Source organism: Variovorax sp. N23 (assembly GCF_025486315.1).
GTDB lineage: Bacteria > Pseudomonadota > Gammaproteobacteria > Burkholderiales > Burkholderiaceae_C > Variovorax.
In genome coordinates, this window is record NZ_JAOOPY010000010.1 from 43,584 (window position 1) to 59,449 (window position 15,866).

General features: G+C 71.3%; 10 protein-coding genes. 4 read left to right on the forward strand and 6 right to left on the reverse strand.

Annotated elements, in window-relative coordinates; all coding sequences use genetic code 11:
- Nucleotides 1-10: 10 nt before the first annotated feature.
- Together N8A90_RS15960 and N8A90_RS15965 are read right to left on the reverse strand one after the other, a co-directional pair.
- Nucleotides 11-1,990: a PhoX family protein gene (locus N8A90_RS15960; protein WP_262075939.1), complete on the reverse strand. Its 1,980-nt coding sequence runs from the start codon at nt 1,988-1,990 to the stop codon at nt 11-13.
- Nucleotides 1,991-2,165: 175 nt separating this feature from the next.
- Complete coding sequence (locus N8A90_RS15965; RefSeq protein ID WP_262075940.1) at nt 2,166-3,299, reverse strand: murein transglycosylase A; 1,134 nt, start codon at nt 3,297-3,299, stop codon at nt 2,166-2,168.
- On the opposite strand from N8A90_RS15965, the gene N8A90_RS15970 reads away from it, so the two are divergent.
- On the forward strand, nt 3,298-3,444 hold the full coding sequence (locus N8A90_RS15970; RefSeq protein WP_262075942.1) for a hypothetical protein: 147 nt from the start codon (nt 3,298-3,300) through the stop codon (nt 3,442-3,444). The two genes, N8A90_RS15965 and N8A90_RS15970, sit on opposite strands and share 2 nt — an antisense overlap.
- Before the next feature lie 251 nt (nt 3,445-3,695).
- On the forward strand, nt 3,696-4,343 hold the full coding sequence (locus tag N8A90_RS15975; RefSeq protein ID WP_262075943.1) for an OmpA family protein: 648 nt from the start codon (nt 3,696-3,698) through the stop codon (nt 4,341-4,343).
- Between the two features lie 6 nt (nt 4,344-4,349).
- Here the strand turns inward: N8A90_RS15975 and N8A90_RS15980 are convergent, their stop codons facing one another.
- The 4 genes from N8A90_RS15980 to N8A90_RS15995 are packed head-to-tail and all read right to left on the reverse strand — an operon-like array spanning nt 4,350 to nt 11,977.
- Entirely contained in the window at nt 4,350-4,976 is a 627-nt protein-coding gene (locus tag N8A90_RS15980) for a response regulator transcription factor (protein WP_262075944.1), read from the reverse strand.
- 7 nt (nt 4,977-4,983) lie between these two features.
- Nucleotides 4,984-7,029 (reverse strand): two-component system sensor histidine kinase NtrB, encoded by a 2,046-nt coding sequence (locus tag N8A90_RS15985; protein ID WP_410087696.1) that lies wholly within the window; start codon nt 7,027-7,029, stop codon nt 4,984-4,986.
- Nucleotides 7,030-7,082: 53 nt separating this feature from the next.
- A complete protein-coding gene (locus tag N8A90_RS15990; protein ID WP_262075945.1) occupies nt 7,083-7,898 on the reverse strand; it encodes a carbon-nitrogen hydrolase family protein in 816 nt (271 codons plus the stop codon).
- Nucleotides 7,895-11,977, reverse strand: a complete 4,083-nt coding sequence (locus N8A90_RS15995) for a YhdP family protein (protein WP_262075947.1) — start codon at nt 11,975-11,977, stop codon at nt 7,895-7,897. Before N8A90_RS15995 ends, N8A90_RS15990 begins: the two co-directional genes overlap by 4 nt.
- Before the next feature lie 24 nt (nt 11,978-12,001).
- Here N8A90_RS15995 and glnE point away from each other — a divergent pair, with 24 nt between their 5' ends.
- The gene (gene glnE / locus N8A90_RS16000) at nt 12,002-14,788 is read left to right on the forward strand and encodes a bifunctional [glutamate--ammonia ligase]-adenylyl-L-tyrosine phosphorylase/[glutamate--ammonia-ligase] adenylyltransferase (RefSeq protein ID WP_262075948.1); all 2,787 of its coding nucleotides are present in this window, start codon (nt 12,002-12,004) and stop codon (nt 14,786-14,788) included.
- A complete protein-coding gene (locus tag N8A90_RS16005; RefSeq protein WP_262075949.1) occupies nt 14,772-15,860 on the forward strand; it encodes a septal ring lytic transglycosylase RlpA family protein in 1,089 nt (362 codons plus the stop codon). Before glnE ends, N8A90_RS16005 begins: the two co-directional genes overlap by 17 nt.
- Nucleotides 15,861-15,866 lie beyond the last annotated feature (6 nt).

Sequence of the window (15,866 nt, forward strand, 5' to 3'; positions counted from 1 at the left end):
TGCGTGGCGGTCAGGCCTTCGCGAGCGCGGGCTGCTTCGGGTCGGCCGTCAGGTAGCCGACGGCGGCGCCGAACTTGCCCTTGTAGTTCGCGCTGATCAGCGGCTCCAGCGTGGCCTTCACGTTGTTGTGGATGCTGCCCCAGTCACCGGCGTGCTGGAAGTTGCTCATGATGTAGGTCCAGCCGTTGAGCTCGTCCACCGCATGCAGGCCGGTCGACTCGCCGCCCGCGGGGATCGACATCAGGCGCGACAGCGTCTTGGTGTCGATGTTGTAGGCCCACAGGAAGTTGTTGACGTGCTGGCTGCTGTCCTCGCCGATGAAGAGCGTGCGCATCTTCTCGGAGAACTTCAGGTTGTCCGGATTGCCGATCTTCGCGGGATTGGCCGTGTTGCCGATGGCGTCGGCCGCGATGTCCTCTCCGACGAGCAGCGCCTTGGTGTCGACCGGCATCCATTCGCTGGCGATCGCCGCGCCGGCCGTGTCCTTCACGCCGCCCTGCAGCTTGAGCGCCATCACGGCGCCGGCGTTGACGGCCTTGGCGAGTGCCACGCCCTTGGCCGGGTCGTTCAGCGCGTTGCCTGCGACCATCGAGCTCTGGCAGTTCTGCAGCGCCGAGTAGGCGATCTTGTCCTTGATGTTGACGGTGGTGCCTTCCATCTTGGTGAACGCCGTCGAGGCGCCGACCAGGCTGGCGTAGCGGTGGGTCTCCAGGAAGGCGGCGGCCTTCTCCATGCCCGGCACCAGCTTGATCCACTCGGTCTTGCCGTTCGCAAACACCTTGGTGTACGTCGCATCGACCGGGTCGGCCGTCTTCACGTCCATGATGTCGGTCGCCTTGAGCGTGGTGGCCAGCTTCTTGATCTCGGCGCTGGTGGCGGAGCCCAGCTTGATCCAGGTCAGCGGCGCACCGGCGGCAGCCGGGTCGAGCGAGAAGCCGGCACCCACCTTGGCGACATACAGGCTGCCGGAAGACAGGTCCTTTTCCTTGTCGGCCACGAAGACGAAGTAGGCGCTGTTGGTCGCGTCGTCACCCATGAAGACGGTGCGGTTGTCCGGCATCACCTGCACCAGCTCGTGCGAGATGCGGCCCATGCAGTAGTGCTTCTTGATCGAGCCGGTGCCGTCGGCGTTCACCGTCACTTCCGGCATGTGGCCGTAGTTGTAGGGGTTGGCGGCCGTCTCGCTGCCGTAGAGGTTCTTGCTGAAGGCCTTGAACCCGGCGTCGGTGGCGGCGGTGAAGGCGTTCGGCTCGTACTCTTCGCTCGAGAGATGCGTGCCCCACGGCGACAGGCTGGCGCCGCAGGTGATCCAGAGGCCCGCCACGTTCGACGTGTCGACGTTGTGGTACTTCACCAGGCTGAGCTTGCCGGTGGCCGGGTCCTGGTCGAGCGTGAGCACGGCGATCGGCGAGGGCAGCTTGCCGTACATGTCGGTGGTCTTGTCCTGGGCCCAGGTGGTGTATTCGAACTGCACCACGGCGAACACGGTGTTGCCCTTGACGCCGTCGACCTTGGCGCCGGCCACGCTCAGCAGCGAGGTGCCGTCCGGCGCATCGGAGAAGAACTGGCGCGGGCTGGCGGGCACGGTCGTGTCGATGATCGGCTGGTTGTAGATGTCGACGTAGCCGCCGGCGAGGATCGTGCCGCCCTTGCCGTCCGGCACCATGTCGCCGGTGATGAAGAAGGGCTTGTACGCCAGGGCGTAGTCCGTGCTGCTGCCGTCGTCGTAGGCGACCTTGAGCGACGAATGGACGCTGGTCGTGGCCATCGCCGCCGAATCGGACAGGGCCGGTGCGGCCATGCCGGTGAAGGTCGCCGACACGTAGTTCGGCTTCGGCGTGGGGGTGGGGGTCGGCGCGGGGGCCGGGTCATCGTTGCCGCCGCCACAGGCGGTGAGAAATGCGACGCCGCCCAGGGGCAGCATGGGTGCGGCGCTGAGGAACTTGAGGGCTTGGCGGCGGGATGCGCGGGGTGCGGCGGTTTCGGACATGACGGTACTTCGCTTCCAGGTCGTGGGTTGGATTTATGACCGAACAGCGAATGCGGGCGTGCGCCCCGAGCCGCGTCGGTCAGGCGAGCTTAAGAATCGCTCGTGACGCGGCTGTGCAGTGCGTGTGACGAAACGGTGACGGCCTGCGCTGCAGGCAGCCCGTTGCCGTGCCGGATCACCTCGGCCAGAAGACCCAGAGCTTCAGCGGCTGGTTCACGGTGGCTGCCAGTTTCCCGGCGTCCTGGCCGGTGCCCGCGAAGTAGTCGGCCCGCACTGCGCCGAGGATGGCGCTGCCGGTGTCTTGCGCCACGACCAGCTTCTGCAGCGTCACCGTCGGCCCCGGCGAGGCCAGCCAGACCGGCGTGCCGTAGGGGATGCTTTCGCGGTCGACCGCGATCGAGCGCCCTGCCGTCAGCGGCACGCCCTGTGCGCCGCGCGGCCCGAAGGCGGCATCGACCTCGTTGAGCGTCTCTTCACGGAAGAACACGTAGCGCGGGTTGCTCCACATGAGCTGCGGCACCCGCTGTGGGTTCTGGGCGACCCAGGCCTTGGTGTCGTCGGGCCAGCGGCTCACGCGCGTCGTGCCCTGGCTGACGAGCCACTGCTGGATGCTGCGGTAGGGCTGTTCGTTGGTCGCGGCGAAGGCCACGCGCACGGTGCGCTGGCTGCCGTCGGCTTCGGTGATGCGCAGGCGCCCCGATCCCTGGATGTGCAGCATCATCGCGTCGACCGGGTCGGCCATCCACGCGATCTCGCGGCCGCGCAGCGCGGCCTGCGCCTCGGGCATCGTCTCGATCTGCTGGCGCGTGTACCAGGGGCGGCGCGGCACCAGCCCGGCGGGCGGTGCGTACAGCGGCACGTTGAACTGCGTCGTCGGAACCCGCGACGCGTCGTACACCGGTTCGTAGTAGCTCGTGAGCTGGCCTTCGCTCTGGCCGCTGAGCGATTCCACCCGATAGGGCTGCAGCCGCTCGGTCATCCACTGGCGTTGTGCATCCGGCTCGGCGATGGCCAGGCGCCGGACCTCCGGGCAGAGCGGCGCGAAGGCTGCGTTGGGGCGGGCGCAGTTGCTCACCATCGCGTCCCAGCCCTCGTGCAGCGCGTCGTCGGCGAAGCCGGGCAGTTCGGACCATGCGACCGGCACCCAGCGGCTCTTGGGGTGGGTGAGCGATCCGGTCAGCGGGCCCTGCACCGGCGCCTGGGCGGCGGGCGGGGGCGCGGGCGAGGGGGGCAGACGTGTGCCGGTCGAGCAGGCGGCCAGCATTGCTACGATCGCCAGCCCTGCCAGTCTCCGGAGTCCTTGTGTCATGGGTCTGATTCTCCTTGAAGCGCTCGGCGCGCTCGTGCTGCTGGTGTTCATCGTGTGGTGGACCATGTTCTCGGGCCGCAAGGGCGGCGAGATCGACGAGCCGGCCGAGAAAGAGGGGTCGGACGACGTCGGGCCGCGCGGCTGAATATCAGGTATTCCTGTCGGGCGAAGGCTCAAGGTATCGTGGGGTAACAGCGGGCGTGCTCCGCTTTCGGGAGCGCGGCAGCCCGGCGCGGCGGGCCCTGCGGGATGATCGATCCACCCCCGGGTGGCGGGGCGAGGGGGGAATTGCTCTGCCCAGGCCGGCGCCCGGTCGACATAATCCTTCGACGCTCCGCAGCCATGACGCCATCGCGCCGCTGCGGTTTCTCTCCTGATCGATCGAAGGGAATCTCCATGAAAAAAATCGTCCTCTCCACCGCCGCCCTGGCCGTCCTCCTCACCGGCTGCGCCGGCGGCATGACCGACACGCAGCGCAACACCGGTATCGGCGCCGGCGCGGGTGCGCTGGGCGGCGCGGCCATCGGCGCCATGACCGGCGGACGGGCCGGCACGGGTGCCGTGATCGGCGCCGGCGTGGGCGCACTGGGTGGCTACCTGTGGTCGCAGCGCATGGAGAACCAGAAGCGCGAAATGGAAGCCGCCACGCGCGGCACCGGCATCGGCGTGACGCAGACCGCCAACAACGAACTGAAGCTGGCGATCCCGAGCGATGTGTCCTTCGACACCGGCCGCTCGGCCATCAAGCCGAACTTCGCGCCCGTGCTGAACCAGTTCGCCAACGGCCTGCGCAACAACCCGAACGCCGAAGTGCGCATCATCGGCCACACCGACAGCACCGGCACCGACGCCATCAACAACCCGCTGTCGGTCGACCGCGCCGCCGCGACCCGCGACTACCTGATCGCCCGCGGCGTGCCGTCGACGGCTTTCCGCATCGAAGGCCGCGGTTCGCGCGAACCGATCGCCGACAACAACAGCGATGCCGGCCGCGCCCAGAATCGCCGCGTCGAGATCTACGTCGGCGAACGCCCGCAAGGCTGATCGCGCTCAGAGCCCTCGGAGCAGGTTGGCCAGTTCGACGGCCGACTTCACTTCCATCTTCTCGAACACGCGCGCGCGGTGGACCTCCACCGTGCGCACGCTGATCGCCAGCTGATCGGCGATCAGCTTGTTCGGCAACCCCCCGACCACCAGCCGCATCACGTCGCGCTCGCGCTCCGTGAGCTCGTCGATGTGCGCGCGCAGGGCGGCGCGCGCGGCGGCCGCCTCGACGGCACGCAGCGACACGCCCAGGGCCTTCTCGATGCGGTCGACCAGGGCGTTGTCCGAGAACGGCTTCTCGCAGAAGTCGAAGGCGCCGCGCTTGACGGCATCGACGGCAGTCGGCACGTCGGCATGGCCGGTGAGGAAGATCACCGGCAGGGTGTCCAGCAGGCCCCGTTCGGCCAGCCGGTCGAACAGCACCAGCCCGCTCGTGCCGGGCATGCGCACGTCCAGCAGCAGAACGTGCGGTTGCGGGGGCAGCGCCGTGCTGTCGAGGAAGGCCTCGAAGGCCTCGGCGCTGGCGAAATGTTCGCTGGCCAGGCGGCGTGAACGCAGCAGCCAGGCGAGCGCCTCGCGCACGCTGGCGTCGTCGTCCACGATGAAGATCAGGCCGTCGATAAGAGGTTGCATGGGTGATTCACGCGATCGGTAAGGTGAAGCGGAAGACGGTGCCGCGGGGCTGATGGGGCTCGTGCATCAGCACGCCGCCGTGCTGTTCGACCACCGTGCGGCACAGGCTCAGGCCGAGCCCCATGCCGTCGGCGCGTGTCGTGAAGAAGGCCGTGAACAGCCGCACGGCCACCTCGGCGTCGATGCCGCTGCCGATGTCGGCCACCGAGAATTCGAGCCACTGGCGCGTGTCGGCCGGTGCGTCGGGTGTCCCGATGCGGCCGGCCCGGGCCACGCGCAAGGTCAGCACACGGTCGCGCAGCTCGGGCATGTCCATCGCCTGCATCGCGTTGCGGGCCAGGTTGAGCAGCACCTGTTCGACCAGGGTGCGGTCGCACAGCACGGCTGGCAGCACGTCGGCCAGCACCACGTCGATGCGCACGCCGAGCTTGCGCGCCTGCAGCCGCACCAGGGGCAGCACGGCATCGATCAGCGCTTGCGGCGCCGCGGGCTCGCGGGTGCGGTCGCGCCGCCGCACGAAGTCGTGCACGCTGCGGATCACCTGGCCGGCGCGGTCGGCCTGTTCGGCGATGCGCCGCACCGCCATCGCGACCTCGGCGCCGTCGCCTCGCGCGCCCTGCAGCAGGTTGAGCGAGCCGCTCGCGTAGCTGGCGATGGCGGCCAGCGGCTGCGTCAGCTCGTGGCTCAGCAGCGAGGCCATCTCGCCGACGGTGGCGAGCCGGGCGCTGGCCTGCAGCCGCTCCTGCGTGGCGCGCGAGAGCTCTTCCACGCGGCGCTGTTCGCTCACGTCGATGAAGGCGCTCATCCAGCCGGTCTGCACGCCATGCGCGTTGATCAGCGGGGCCTCGAAGATCAGCACCGGGAAGCGCGAGCCGTCCTTGCGCATGAAGACGGACTCGAAGCCTTCGCGCGGCGGCATGCCGCCGGCCAGGCGGTGCGTCTGGCGCTTCTGGTATTCGTGCGCCAGTTCGGTCGGCCAGTAGGGCGCTTCGCCGACGCCGGCCTGGATCAGCTCCTCGGCGCTGAAGCCGACCATTTCGCAGAAGGCGGGGTTGACGTAGGTGATGCGGCCCTGCAGGTCGCGTGCGCGCAGGCCGGTGATGACCGAGTCCTCCATCGCCTTGCGGAATGCCAGCGCGTCGGCCAGCTCGTTCTCGGCGCGCAGCCGGCGCCGCGTGTCGCGCGCCAGCAGCACCAGCACCGACACCAGGGCGATGGAGATGGCCGTGACCAGGCCGGTCAGCAGGTTGGGGAACACGTCCGGCGCCGCGCGCCAGCCGTCGACGCGCAGCACCAGCGCCGCACCGGGCAGGTCGATCAGCTGCTGCGTGCTGAACACGCGGCTGCCGCTGCGCCGCGCGGTGCCGACGGACGCCAGGCGCGTGCCGTCGGGCTCGGTCAGCGACACCTCCTGGCCGCGCCGCAGCGTCGGCGCCACCAGTTCGATCAGCACGTCGCGCAACGTGTAGGTGGCGATCAGGTGGTCGCCGTTGTCCATCGGCACGCACAGTTCCATCACCTCGATGCCGCCGCTGTCGGGCAGCGCGACGTAGTGGCTCGGCGAGTAGGCGGCGCCGTCGGTCTTGCGGGCCGAGGCGCAGGCGAGCGCCACGTCGGACTGCGCGCCGCGGCGGTTGTCGTCGTCGACGCTGCGCACGCGATACGGGGTGTCGGCGGCCGCCACCGTGCGCAGCGCGCGGTCGCGCCATTCGAGGCGCAGCCACTCCCGGTGGCCGCGCATGAGGGCGGTCGATTCGGTGGCCCAGCGTTTGCTGTCGAGCCCGGTGGACTGGAGGGCATGCAGGCTCTGCACGTTGCGCTGCAGGCCGGCGCGTAGGTCGGCCGCGGCGTCGGCCGTGTCGCGGTCGAGCGCGGCCTGCACCTGCTCGGCCTCGTGCCGGCCGGCCAGCCACACGACGGTGACCAGCAGGGCCGACACCAGCACCGCCAGCAGCACCCACAGGAACCAGCGCTGCCACACGGAGCGCAGGCGCAGGAAGGCCTGGCCGCCGATGCGGATCGCCAGCCGCGTGGCGAGGTTCTCGCGCGGCAAGGCGGGGCCGGGTGTGTCGATGGGCGGCGCGGACACGGCTCTGGGCTGTCCCGCTAGAGCACGGCGTGCGACAGCGCCGGCAGCTGGCTGCGCGAGGTGGCGGTGCGCCGCGCGTCGATGTCGAACAGCACCACGCCTTCGCCCGTCGCCTGCTGCGCGACCACCGCGCCCCAGGGGTCGACGATCATCGACTGGCCCCAGGTCTGGCGGCCGTTCTCGTGCAGGCCGCCCTGCGCCGGCGCCACCACCCAGGCGAGGTTCTCGACCGCGCGGGCGCGCAGCAGCAGCTCCCAGTGCGCGGCGCCGGTGGTGTGGGTGAAGGCGCTGGGCACCAGCAGCAGGTCGGCGCCCTGCTTCGACAGCGTGCGGTACAGCTCGGGGAAGCGCAGGTCGTAGCAGACCGACAGCCCGATGCGCCAGGTATGGCCGTCGCGCGAGGGCAGGTCGAAGTGCACCGGCGCGCTGCCGGGCGTGATGACGCGGCGCTCGTCGAAGCGCTCGCGTCCGTTGTCGAAGAAGAAGAGGTGGATCTTGTCGTAGCGCGCGACGCACTCGCCCGTCGGCGCATAGGCCAGCGAACTGTTGAAGACGTGCCGGTCGTCGCCGGCCTCGATCGGCAGCGTGCCGCCGACGATCCACATCCGGAATTCGCGCGCCGCATCGGCCAGGAAGCGCTGCACGACGCCGTCGCCCGGCCTCTCGCGCAGCGCGAGCTTGTCGGTGTCCTTGGCGCCCATGACGCAGAAGTACTCGGGCAGCACGGCCAGCTCGGCACCCGCCGCTGCGGCCTCGGCCAGCAGCGCATGCGCGCGCGCAAGGTTGGCTTCGCGGGTGACGGCCGAGACCATCTGCAGGGCGGCGACCTTCATGGCGTGATCTCCTTGGTCAGCGCGTCGCCCGCGGCCGGCAGCGCCCGGCGCGCCACCTTGGTGATCTTCGGGTCGGTCCAGGTGCCTTCGATCTGGAACTCCTGCGTGGCCGCGGCCGCCAGCGGCTTGCTCAGCAGCGCCTGCGCGAGGAAGGTGCTCAGGCCGATCAGCGGGTTGATGGCGGTGGCCACCAGCGCGGCGGTGCCGGCGCTGATCTCGGGCACGACCACCACGCGCAGGTTCTGCGTCTCGTGGGCGATGTCGGCCGCCCCGTCCATCAGCACGGCGGCGTTCACGCCCTTCATCTGCAGGTTGTTGGTGTTGGCCACGCCGTTGGCGATCTTCGCGTCGCCGCGGATGAAGTCGAAGGCGAAGCCCTCGCTGAAGATGTCGCGGAAGTCCAGCGTGAGCCGCCGCGGCAGCGCCTGCAGGCTCAGCACGCCCAGCAGCTTGGCCAGGCCCGGGTCGGCCTTGAGGAACTGCCCGGTCGCCACGTCGAGGTGCACCTGGCCGTTGAGGCTCGGGTAGTCGAGCGACAGCGGCGAGCCGCGCCAGTCGACGTTGCCCTCCAGGCGGCCGCGGCCTCGCCGGATGACGTCCTTCATGTTGAAGCGCGCCAGCAGCGTGCCCGCATCGGCGATGTCGAGCTTGAAGTTCATCGCGGTGCGGCGCTGCGCCGCGTCGTTGCCGGCCCAGGTGCCCTGGGCGGTGAAGCTGGCCTCGGGCATGGTGAAGGCGAGCTTGTTGAGCCGCCATTCGCGCCGCTCGCCGCCGCGGTTGACGGCGTCGATCTCGGCGCGGCCCAGGTGCCGGCCCAGCAGCTCGAAGTCGTCCACCACGATGTCGAGCGCGGGCAGCGCGCCCGGCTGTTCGTCGAGCAGCGACTCGACGTTCTTTGCCTCGCTGGCCGCGATCTTCAGCCGCGACAGCCGCGCATAGATGCGGCCGTCCTGCGACTGGCGGTATTCCACGTAGCCGCTCAGCTCGGAGGCGTCGACGTTCGCGCGCCACAGGGCGCCTTCGCGCGAGCCGCCCAGCACCACGTCGTGCAGCGTGCGGCCGCCGCCGATGTCCAGCGCCCGCGCGCGCACCGCCAGGGCGGTCGGCAGGTAGGGCGAGGGGTCGGCCGGGCCACCGCCGGTGGGCGTCGCTGGCCCGGTGGCCTCGCCGAACAGGGCCTGCCAGGCCGGCAGGTCGAACTCGGCCAGGTGCAGGGTGGCCTGCACGCCGCGCGGCGGCGCGGCGGGCGATTCGCCGGGGGGCAGGCCCACGCCGATGGCGCCCTGCAGCACCCGGGCCTCCGCACCGCCGAGCTCGCGCACGTAGTGGGCCGAGGCGACGTTGCCCAGCTCGAGCGAGATGCGGTCGTGCAGCAGGGGCGCCGCGCCGGTGCGGGCCTCGCGCAGCACCACCTTCTTCTCGACCTGCAGCGCCATCGTTTCGTCGGCCCGCTTGGCCAGTGGCGCGGGCAGGTCGAGGGCGAGGCCCTGCAGGGTGCTGGAGACGGAGAACTCGGGCGTGCCGTCGCGCACCGACAGCGTCGCGGCGTAGGCCGTGCCGCCGTGGGCCTGGGCGGCCAGCCGCGGCAGCCAGTCGACTTCGCGCAGGGTGCGCAGGCCGTCGGCCGTGATGTCGCCCTGGGCGCGAAAGCTCATCTCCGACGCGGTGCCGGTGCCGTAGCGGCCACGCCCTTCGAGGCGGGTGTCGCCGCCCGCGACGCGGCCCTGCACGCCGGCCAGCTGGAAGCCGCTTTCGGTGAAGCTCAGGGTGCCGTGCGCCTGGCTGAAGACGGGCGCTTCGGGCGCCAGTTGCAGGTCGTTGCCGCCGAGCACGACGCTGGCCTGGAGCTTGGCCTTGTCCATGCCTTCCAGCGGCAGGTCGAGCTTGAGGCGGTAGTCGGCATTGCCGGTGGCACGCACCGCGGCCACCGTCGAGGCCGACTCGCCGGCCAGCGGCGCGCCCACCCGCAGCAGCTCGCCCACCGGCCCGCGGGCCTGGGCGTCGACCACCAGCAGCGGCGCAGCGTGCGACAGGTCGTCGATCTGCACGTCGGCCTTGGTCACCTCGATGCCCGGCGCACCCACGATGCGGCCGCGCGCGTTGCGCACCTGCATGCCGGCACGCTCGAAGATCAGGTCGCCCGAGACGCCGCTGAGCGCCGGCCAGGCCAGCGACTTGCCGGCCGCGATCGCCGACGGCGGCACGTAGGCGTAGGTCACGTCGCTCACCTTCGCGGCGATGCGGAAGTCGCCGTCGCGCGGGTCCGCGAAGGGCATGTCGTACAGGTCGCCGCGCACCCGGAAATCGACCGTGCTCGCCGTGCCGCGGGTCACGCTGTCCTGCACGTAGGTCCGCGTGTGTCTGGGGATGTCCAGCGGCAGGTAGCGGAACACCCGGGTGCCGTTGGCGCGGGTGAGCTGGCCCTGCAGGTCCAGCACGCCGGGGTAGCGCGACTTGCCGTGCGAGACGGCCGGGTCGCTGGTGCGCCAGGTGGCGCGGGCCTCGCCGGCGGCGTCGACGTTCTCGAAACGCAGGTCGTTCACCTGCAGCTGGGCGGTGTCGCCGTCGCGCTGCCACCGCAGCTGGGTCGAGAGCCGGTCGATCGGAATGCGCGGCTCCTCGAACACGCCCGGGAAGTCGAGCGCGCCCTGCGTGATGGCCAGCGTGGCCTGCCCGCCGTCCTGGGTGGTGTCGAAGGTGATGGCCGCGCCGCTCAGGCCGGGCGTGCCGGCGTGGGCGGTGGTCTCGACGCTCGCCTTGCCGTCGGCGGGGGCAGGCGGCGGGGTCGCCGGCTGGGCCGCCAGGCTGAAGTCGCTCAGGCTGCCGCGGGCCTGGTACCGGTGCGGGTCGCCGAGCGAGCCCTGCCAGCTGGCGTCGATGTGCTCGACCACGCCGCGCGGCGCATAGGCGGCCAGCACGCGGTGCGTCGCGTCGCCCAGTGGCAGGCGCGCGGCGATCAGGCTCAGCGCGGCCAGGTCGAGCCGGTCGGCGCGCAGGGCGCCGCGCTCGGGCGTTCGGCCCTGAACGGGCGTGTGCTGGAACCACAGGTTGCCGCCGGGCCAGCGCAGGCCGTCGGCGGTGTCGAACTGCAAGGCGGTCGTCGAGAACTCGAGGGTCTGGTCGCTCAGCCGCCCGGCGACGCGGCCCGTGACCGAGCGCAGCACCAGGGGCTCGAGGGCGGCGTCGAGCGAGGCGTCGATGTGCTCGAGCGCGAGGTCGACCGCGCCGCCCACGACCTGGCCGTCGCGCACGTCGGCCCAGGCGCGCACGCCGCCGCGGCCGTCGCGGATGCGTGCGTCGAGCGACACGTAGGTGCCGAGACGGCGCACGTCGATGTGCGGCAGCTCGGCGTACAGCTGGCCGGCCCAGCGCCGCCAGTTGCCGCGGCGCACCGACAAGAGCGGCTGGCGAAAGTCGCCGCGCAAGGTGAAGCGCTCGCCCCAGCCTTCGGGCGGCGTGGCGTCCAGGCGCAGGGTGTGGCGGCGGCTGCCGTTGCGGGCGACGAAGCGCACGTCGGTCAGCAGCAGCGGCTCGGCGCGGCGGCGCTCGTCGGTCCAGCGCACCGTGCCGCCTTCGATGACGAATTCGCGCTGGCTGAAGAACCAGTCGGCGGCATGGGTGTCGTCGCTGCTGGTCTCGCCCGACATGTCCAGCCCGGCCACATGCAGCTTGCCCAGGGCGTCGAGCCGCACGTCGAGCTGCGGGTTCTCGATGTAGAGCTGCACGAAGCTCAGGCGCCACAGCGAGCGCGGCGACACGCTGGCGACCACGCGCGCCAGGCGCAGCGCCTCGCGTTCGCTGGCGTCGCGCACGACCACGTCGCGCAGCTCGAAGGTGGGGAACAGGGTGCCAGATTTCGCGGTGATGGCGCCGATGCGCACCGGTACCCCGATGATCCGGCTGGCTTGCGCTTCGACGAAACCGCGGTAGTCGCCGATTCGCGGCACAATCCAGCCGTGTAGGACCACCACCGACACCGCGAACAGGAGCCACGCGGCGATCAGCACACCGAGCAGCCACTTCGCCGAGACAGCGGTGATCTTGAGCAGCATGGAAGGGTGAGTCGCCGTGTCGTTCATGGAGGATCGCGCTGTGCAGGAATTATGACCCCCAGCCTCTCGACAGGTTCCGATCCGGCCGATGCCCTTGTGCATCCCTCGCCTGCCGCCGAGACGCCGCAGCCCACGCTGGCGTTGTCGGCCCATTCCCGCTTCGTGCAGCGGCTGCGCCGACGCTATGCCGGCGAGCTGCACCTGCTGCCGGCCGGCGCGCCGCTGCGTCCGGCCATGGCCCAGGCCTACGCGCAATTGCGGGCGCGCGGCGACAGTGCCGCCGATGCGCTGCGCATCGTCCGTCAACTGGTCATGGAGCGGCTCGTCACGCTCGACTGCGACGCAGAGGCACCGCTGGCCGTCGTCACCACGGCCGTCACGCAGCTGGCCGAGTTCGCGCTCGACATCGCCTGCACCGAGAGCGCGGCCGAACTCGACGCGCGCCACGGTGCGCCGATGGGGCCGGACGGCCGCCGCGCGCAGTTCTGGGTCGTCGGCATGGGCAAGCTCGGCGCGCGCGAACTCAACGTGTCGAGCGACATCGACCTCATCTATCTGTACGACCAGGACGGCGAGACCGCCGGCGACGCGGCCGGCCGCGGCCGCATCTCGAACCACGAGTACTTCGCCCACGCGGTCAAGCGCCTCTATGCGCTGGTCGGCGACACGACCGAGCACGGCTTCGTCTTCCGCGTCGACCTGGCGCTGCGGCCCAACGGCAACTCGGGGCCGAGCGTGGTGTCGGTCGACGCGCTCGAGGAATACCTGCAGGTGCAGGGCCGCGAATGGGAGCGCTTCGCCTGGATGAAGAGCCGCGTGGTCGCGCCCACATCGGTCATCGTCGACGGCTCGGCCCAGGCGCTGCGCGGCGTGGTGCTGCCCTTCGTCTTTCGCCGCTATCTCGACTACAGCGTGTTCGATGCGCTGCGCACGCTGCACCGCCAGATTCGCGAACAGGCGCTGCGCCGCTGCGCCGGTCGGCCCGAGCGGGCCAACGACGTGAAGCTGTCGCGCGGCGGCATCCGCGAGATCGAGTTCACCGTGCAGCTGCTGCAGGTGGTGCGCGGCGGCCAGTTCCCCGAACTGCGCACGCGGCCGACCCTCGACGCGCTGCAGCGGCTGGCCCGCGCCGGCCTGATGCCGCAGGAGACGGCCGATACGCTGGCGGCGGCCTACACCTTCCTGCGCCGCGTCGAGCACCGCATCCAGTACCTGGACGACCAGCAGACCCATGTGCTGCCGGTCGACGACGAGGACGTGCGCTGGATCGCCCGTTCCATGGGCCTGGCCGACAGCTGCGTCTTCCTGGCCGAGCTCGACGGCCACCGCGAGTTCGTTGCGCAGGAATTCGACAAGCTGCTGGGCGGCGACAAGCCCTGCGTCGGCTGCAACGGCAAGACCAAGCTCGAGCCGGCGATCGACCTGAACGACCTGATCGCGCAACTGCCCGCGGCCTTCGGCGCGCGCATGGAACGCTGGCGCGAGAGCCCGCGCATCCTGGCGCTGCGCGACGAGACGCGCGCCCGGCTGCGGCAACTGGTGCGCCGCACCGGCCACTGGATCCAGGCCGCCGATGGCGAAGAAGCCACCGCGCAGCGCACCGAAGCCGCGCTGCGCTGGGCCGACTGGATCGAGCCGCTGCTGCGCCGCGAGAGCTATCTGGCGCTGCTGGTCGAGCGGCCCACCGTGCAGGAGCGGCTGCTGCGCCTCTTCGGTGCCGCCCGATGGCCGGCGCGCTACCTCATGCAGCACCCGGGCGTCATCGACGAACTGGCCAGCGACGAGATGCTGGCCGGCCGCTTCGTGGCGGACGAGTTCGAGCGTGAGCTGGAAGCGCGGCTGGCCTCGCTGCGCCGCACCGGCGAAGACGACGAGGAGCGCCTGCTGAACCTGCTGCGCCATGCGCACCATGCCGAGGTGTTCCGCACGCTGGCACGCGACGTCGACGGCCGCATCACGGTCGAGCAGGTGGCCGACGACCTCAGCGCCATGGCCGACACCGTGCTGCGCATCACCGCGCGCTGGTGCTGGCCGCATGTGCGCAACCGCCACCGCGAGACGCCGCAGTTCGCCATCATCGGGTACGGCAAGCTGGGCGGGAAGGAGCTGGGCTACGGCAGCGACCTGGACATCGTCTTCGTCTACGAAGACGACGACGAGCGCGCCGGCGAGGTCTATGCGGCCTACGTGCGCAAGCTGATCAACTGGCTCACCGTCAAGACGCGCGAGGGCGACCTGTTCGAGATCGACACCGCGCTGCGGCCCAACGGCAACTCCGGGCTGCTCACCACCAGCTTCGCCGCCTACGAGAAGTACCAGCTCGGCCGCGGTGGCAACACGGCGTGGACCTGGGAGCACCAGGCCATGACGCGTGCCCGCTTCGTGCTGGGCGACCCGGCGCTGGGCGCGCGCTTCGACCGCGTGCGCGACGCTGTCATCTGCGCGCCGCGCGATCGCGATGCACTCAAGGCCGAGATCGTGGCGATGCGCGACAAGGTGCGCGCGGCGCACCCCGTCAAGGCCGGGCGCTTCGACGTCAAGCACAGCCCGGGCGGCATGGTCGATGCGGAATTCGCCGTGCAGTACCTGGTGCTGTCGCAGGCCTGCGCCCATCCCGAACTGGTGCCGAACGTCGGCAACATCGCGCTGCTGCAGCGCGCGGAGGCCTCGGGCCTGTTGCCCGACGACATCGGCCGCAGCGCGGCGGCGGCCTATCGCGAGCTGCGCCGCGTGCAGCACCGCGCCCGGCTCAACGAAGAACCCACGCAGGTGCTGCTGCCGGCGCTGGCGGCGGAGCGCGAAGCCATGCTGGCGCTGTGGCATGCGGTCTTCGGCTGATCGGGCGCCATCGCGTAGTGGCGTCGGCGGCCTGGCGCTGACTGCGACGTTGGCGGCGCTGGTGCTGGCGGGCTGCGCGAGCGGCCCCAGGGGCGGATCGTTCGGCCGCGACAGTGCGCCTGCGTCCCCGCCCTCGAACCTCGCCGCCGTGCCCGACGCCGAGCCGCGCGTCGAGCCCATCCGCAGCGGCGGCGGCACCAGCAAGCCCTACACCGTGCTCGGCCGCTCGTACGTGCCGATCACCGACGACCGGCCGTTCCGCGAATCGGGCCTGGCCTCCTGGTACGGCACGAAGTTCCACAGCCAGTCGACCGCCAGCGGCGAGCCCTACGACATGTACGCGATGACGGCCGCGCACAAGACGCTGCCGCTGCCGAGCTACGTGCGCGTGCGCAACCCGGCCAACGGCCGCGAGGTGATCGTGCGGGTGAACGACCGCGGTCCATTCCACGACGGGCGCGTGATCGACCTGAGCTACACGGCGGCGCTCAAGCTCGACCTGCTGCGCGGCGTCGCGCCAGTGGAGATCGAGCGCCTCACGAACGAGGACATCCGCGCCGGCGCCTGGCGCCGCGGCGGCGACATGATGCTGGCGGCGGCCCCGCCAGCGCCGGCCGTCGGCACGGCGGTGCCGGTGCCCTCGGGCTGGGCTGCGAACGTGGCCGCGACATCCACCGAAGCACCGGCGCAGGCGGTCGTCCCCGCCGCACCGCCGCCGCCCGCGCCGCTGGTCGTGACGGAGCTTCCGCCGATGACGCCTATCGCGCCGATGCCGGCGGCAGCGCCCATGGCATCGTCCGCACCTCCGGCGGTCGATGGCCCGGCTCGCATCGTGCCCGCCGGCTTCTGGGTCCAGCTCGGCGCGTTCCGCGAACGCGACGGCGCCGAGAGCCTGCGCGCCCGTGCGTCGCGCGGCCTGCCGACGCTGGCGCCGCTGCTGCGCGTCTTCGACGACGCCGACACGCATCGGCTGCAGGCCGGCCCCTTCGCCACGCGCGAGGCGGCATCGGCCACGGTCGCGCAGGTGCGCGACGAACTGCGCATGGCGCCGATCGTCGTCGAGCGCCGTTGATGCGGC